The organism is Caldicoprobacter sp., from assembly GCF_047459465.1.
In the GTDB taxonomy this organism is placed as follows: Bacteria; Bacillota; Clostridia; order Caldicoprobacterales; family Caldicoprobacteraceae; genus Caldicoprobacter.
Map to the genome: position 1 here is coordinate 1 of NZ_VSCO01000123.1, position 5,278 is coordinate 5,278.

Below are 5,278 nucleotides of genomic sequence, written 5' to 3' on the forward strand. Positions count from 1 at the left end.
TGGATTCAGAACAAAAACTGGCCGGCAATTTAGATAAGACTCAAGGGTGGCATGCCGAGGATTAAGTGGAAAACATTGTAATTGAGCACCTTGAAAAAATGTATTTTCACCCAAAGCAACAGAGAGAATGGGGAGAAAAATATCAGAATATGTAGCTTCACGAAATGTAGAGACCAACCGTGATATAAACGTGATATAAAATTGTTCACAGATCAGCTTGCTGGCATCCAAACTGAAATAAATAACATAAAAAAATAATCGTGTACGATGACAAAGTTGACATCGACACGATTGTGACCTTTGATGGTGGAGCTGAAGGGATTTGAACCCTCGACCCCCACAATGCGAGTGTGGTGCTCTCCCTCTGAGCTACAGCCCCATTCTGCCTTCTAATTATATTCAATTTTCACGTAAAATTCAAGATGCAATTTCTGTGGATAATATTTCCTTTATCTTTAAATAATTGCTAATAAAACGCTACATAAAAAATTCACCATCAAGAGAATTATTAGTGATTTTATTATCGTAATGGTGTCACACTCCCATTGTAGAAGTTGTGGGTGAAATCCAACGCTCTTTTACCATAAAAGTTAACACACCTTGCCTTACACAGGCAAGTTGTGTTAACTTTCACAATTCACAAAAATCTCAACCTGATTGCCTTGCCTATAGTATTCCACCAATTCCTCGGCTGAGTAAATTGGATAAGACAAGCGTATGCCTGCCCTGCCCACATCCCCTGGCTGATGTGCATCCGAGCCGGCAATCATGAGAAGGCCGTTTTGGACAGCAAACTCATAGGCAAGGTCGTTGTGGGAATCATGGCGAGGATTGCCGTTGAATACCTCAACGCCGTGCAGCAGGCATGGTATAGCCACCTTCATGCCCGGCCGAAACGGGTGGGCTTGGAATATAAGTAAGTTGTGTTTATCGGCCAGTTTTTTAAAACTCTCTAGGTTATGTCTATAAAGTTCGGGATTTTGAATCAGAAAATCCTCATCTAGTCCGTATACCAGATAATCCTCTATGCTGTCATGGAAGCGCAGCTCTATGCCCAGCATGACGTTTAAGCCGATGCGTTTTCCTTCCTCCAATGCCGCTATATATCCCGATAGAAACTCCTCCACTTTAGCCTCCCATGGCTGATCTCCCAACGACTCAAAATAGCCGTCGTAATAATGATCAGTTATGATAATGCCCTGATAGCCGGCATCCTTGTAATACCGCACCATCTCTACCGCGGGGACCCTACCACATCGACTTACCTCCGATGTATGCACATGGGTATCAATCAAGTATAATTGCTGTTTCAATTACATCGTCTCCTTATCTCCAAAGATTTTCACTCAGCATCCATTACACTTCTTAACACACGCATTTTATTATAATCCATATTTGTAATCTGTTCAATGGTTTACGAAGGTGTTTCATGTAACGTTAATATAGACAATTGCGCAATAAGCAATATTCGACTAAATATTTCCTTAAGACATTTAAAATTTCCTACTGCACACGACGGGAACAATTAAAATCACTTCTGAAGTTGCTTCAACTGCGCCACTATCTGCTTTAACTCCATTTCCAGCTCCTCCACATTGTCGTTCTTGCCCCGCATGGATAACCTTGCTGTGATCTCAGCCAACCTCATTTGCAATATCATCTTCTGCTCTTCAACATCGGTAGTTGTACTTCGTTGTTGAACATTTTTGGAGCGCACCTGCTGCTCCAAGTATTGCGCATAGGTTCCACTAAACACTTTAGCTTTGCAATTTTCAATAACGATGATTCTATCTGCAACTCTATCAACCAGCCACCTGTCATGGGACACCAGCAGTAGCGTACCGTCATACTCCATAAGTACCGACTGTAGGGCTTCCATTGAAAACAGATCCAGGTAATTTGTGGGCTCATCCAATATGAGCAAGTTGGCATCTGAGACCAGCAATTTTGCAATGGAGGCTTTTACTTTTTCGCCACCGCTTAATACCGCCACCTTTTTATGGACGTCATCCCTTTTAAACAGCAACCCGGCCAAAATGGTCCTTACCATCCATTCCGGTTGATAGCTTTCCTTCATTATATTATCGAGTATACTCTGCTCAGGGTCTAATATATCCAGGTCCTGGCTGAAATACCCTATTTTAACGCCATCAGCTATCTTTATGGCTGGATGACGGGACAATATCATTTTAATTAGGGTAGTCTTGCCAACACCATTTTTGCCCACCAAAGCCGTCTTAGAACCGTTAGGGATCTCAAAATCCAATCCATCGAACAAAACCCGATCCCCAAAATTTAAACAGATATTTTTACCCCTAACAAGCACCTTGCTGGCCGGAGACTGCACCGGTTGAAATCTCATCTTTATGGTATCTAATTCCCTAGGCTTTTCTTTAACCTCCAGCTTCTCAAGGCGGGTACGTAACGCCTTAATCGAATTATGCAACTTTTCCTGCGATTCGGTGGTACTCCCTTTGTGAAGCCGTGCTTCAGAGTTGCCCATCCTTCTTGGAGCTTTTTTCATCCGGGCCGCCTTAACCTTTAAAGCATTAAGAGCTGCCTCCAGCCTCTTTCTTTCACGTATATACTTATCATATTCCAGCTGATGCCTTTGCCTCTCGGCCTCTTTTTGCCTTTTATAATCGCTGTAGTTACCCGAATAGCGCTTTATTTTGCCCTCTTCAATCTCAATGATGTGGTTACATATCTTATCGAGCAGTTCTCGATCATGGGATATCAAAAGCAGCGCTCCATCATATTCCATTAGCTTCTTTTCAACCAATAATATGCCTTCCATATCCAAGTTGCAAGTGGGTTCATCGGCAAACAGCAATGGGCTGTCTTTGCTCAATTGGCCGGCAAGCTTTAACCTGGTTTGTTCCCCTCCGCTTAAAAATTGAACATCCCTGTTATTTATTTCGAATTCCTTGGCCATGCGGCTGTCAACTTCAATATCTGCCGCCCCAAACTGCCTTATATATGAAAAATCAGTATACAGTTTCACTGTTCCTTCATCGGGGGCTATGTTTTTCGTAAGAATCTCTAAGAGGGTAGTCTTACCCGCCCCGTTGACCCCCACTATCCCTATCCTATCGCCGCTGTATACTTTCAAATCGTCAATGTCCAGTATCAACCTATCCCCATAATATTTCTTGATATTCTGTGCATGTAACAACAGCATAAAAAAACCTCCCTGCCTTATTCCAGAGAGGTATATCCCTGACTTTAAGATTTTACCAAAGAATTAGCGATTTTTCAGTCTACCCTGCAACTATCGGTCAATGACGGCTTCCCCCCTCCCCATGCAAATACTTTACCCTTATTATAGGGGGATGTTTACCGAGAAATGACCTTTATGCCGTAAGATGACGCTCTTTGATATAGCGCATCGTTGGCATCTTTATATCATAATTGCGGATAAAAATATCACGCCATACCGTCAGGGAATAACCAATCTGGAACTTTTTACCAATATATTTGCCGCCACATATCTTTCATTTATATGGCCATCACCTATTGGTCCTCGTATTGCACATGACATTCCAGATTAGTTATTCCTCACGCCGGTAACACCTACCCTTCCTGCTTTATACTTTCCTATGTGAACGGTAATGATTATACCTTATATTACAACAATTAGAATCTATAAGTCAACATCCTGAATCCCTTCAATTGAGCATTTTTAGAAGCTCATTCTTATCAACTATAGGAGCCCGGCAGGCAAAATTTTCGCACACATAAGCAGTAGCCCTGCCATCCACTGCCTTTTGATCCTTTACATACGGTACAATCTGTTCTAGCTGCCTTCCCTCCTCATCATCCGAATGCAAGAGGGTCACAGTATTGGGAGCAAAGGCAGAATTAAAAGCATTGATCATATCCACGAGATCTCGATTCCCTTTCGAGCCTGCAAAAACTATCTCCCTGGTAGGATACAGCGCAAACATAGCTGCCATCATGAAGTAAGTATGAGCAGCCGGGAATTGCTTAACAATGCCGGCAAAGGCCTTAAGCTGCCTTATGGCCATGTCTTCCAGATCCTGTTTGCCAGTTAGCCTTGCCAGCCTTAACAGGTTCATAGCCGCAACCGAGTTTCCTGAAGGCAAAGCTCCGTCATAAACCTCCTTTGGTCGTGCAATTAACTGCTCCCCATCCCTGCCATATAGGAAAAATCCACCCCTATCGGGGTCCCAAAACAGGTCAATCATCCGCTGGTTTTCCCTGATGGCATACTGCAAATAAACCGGTTTATATGTGGCCTCATAGAGCTCGATCAATCCCCATATCAGATAGGCATAATCATCCAGATAAGCCGGATATGCCGTCTCGCCATGTCGGTAACGGGCCATCAGCCTGCCGTTTTTATCCACAAGTTTATGGAATACAAACTCCGCTGCCCTTTCGGCCGACTGGATATAGCGCTGGTCTTGCAGGACCCTGCCGCCCATGGCCATGGCAGCTATCATCAAACCGTTCCAGGATGTCAAAATCTTATCATCCTTAAAAGGATGAACGCGCTGTTCTCGACGCATAAACACCCTTTGACGCAAAGGCGCGATCAAGGCTTCATCCTCGTTTACGGGTGCCGATGTGTGGATGCGAGTTGGAATACTTCTCCCCTCAAAATTCCCTTCATCCGTGATGCCGTAATAATCGCAAAACATCTCCCCCTCTCTTTCTCCTAAAATATCTTTTATCTCGTTCGGCGTCCAAAGATAAAACTTCCCTTCCTCTCCTTCAGAGTCGGCATCCTCAGCCGAATAAAATCCCCCTTCAGGCAATGCCATATCCCTGAGAACATAGGTAAATATCTTTTTTGCTACTTCAGCATACACATCCTTTTTGGTGCATAAGTAGGCCTCCAGATAAGCGATGGCCAACAGAGCATTGTCATATAGCATTTTTTCAAAATGCGGGACCAACCACTTCCTGTCGGTGGAGTAGCGCGAAAATCCGTATCCTATATGGTCGAATATCCCTCCCCGGTACATCGCATCCAGGGTCTTTTCAACCATTTCCAAAGCCTTCTGCTCACCGGTCATCTTCCAGTACCGCATGAGAAAATAAAGGTTGTGCGGTATGGGGAATTTAGGCGCAGTACCAAATCCACCATACACTGGATCAAATGAGCGCTCAAGCCCTCTATAGGCCTCGTGCACGTCCTCTTTCGTCAAATCGTTCTCTCTAGAATCCAGTGTAAACTGATCCTGCAAAACCTCAACGATCTTATTCCCCGATTCAATAAGGCCTTGCCTGTTGGTCCTCCAGGCCTGGGCCA

The 5,278-nt window shown here is 43.9% G+C and carries 3 protein-coding genes and 1 tRNA gene; all 4 read right to left on the minus strand.

The features are described 5' to 3' along the window. Positions 1–304: 304 nt before the first annotated feature. Positions 305–379 (minus strand) — tRNA-Ala (locus tag FWJ59_RS07670). Between the two features lie 244 nt (positions 380–623). After that, positions 624–1,313: a PHP domain-containing protein gene (locus FWJ59_RS07675; protein WP_414481364.1), complete on the minus strand. Its 690-nt coding sequence runs from the start codon at positions 1,311–1,313 to the stop codon at positions 624–626. 218 nt (positions 1,314–1,531) lie between these two features. Beyond that, a complete protein-coding gene (gene abc-f / locus FWJ59_RS07680) occupies positions 1,532–3,181 on the minus strand; it encodes a ribosomal protection-like ABC-F family protein (protein WP_414481365.1) in 1,650 nt (549 codons plus the stop codon). Positions 3,182–3,668: 487 nt separating this feature from the next. Then, positions 3,669–5,278: thioredoxin domain-containing protein (locus tag FWJ59_RS07685; protein ID WP_414481366.1), on the minus strand; the 1,610-nt coding region annotated here is incomplete at its 5' end.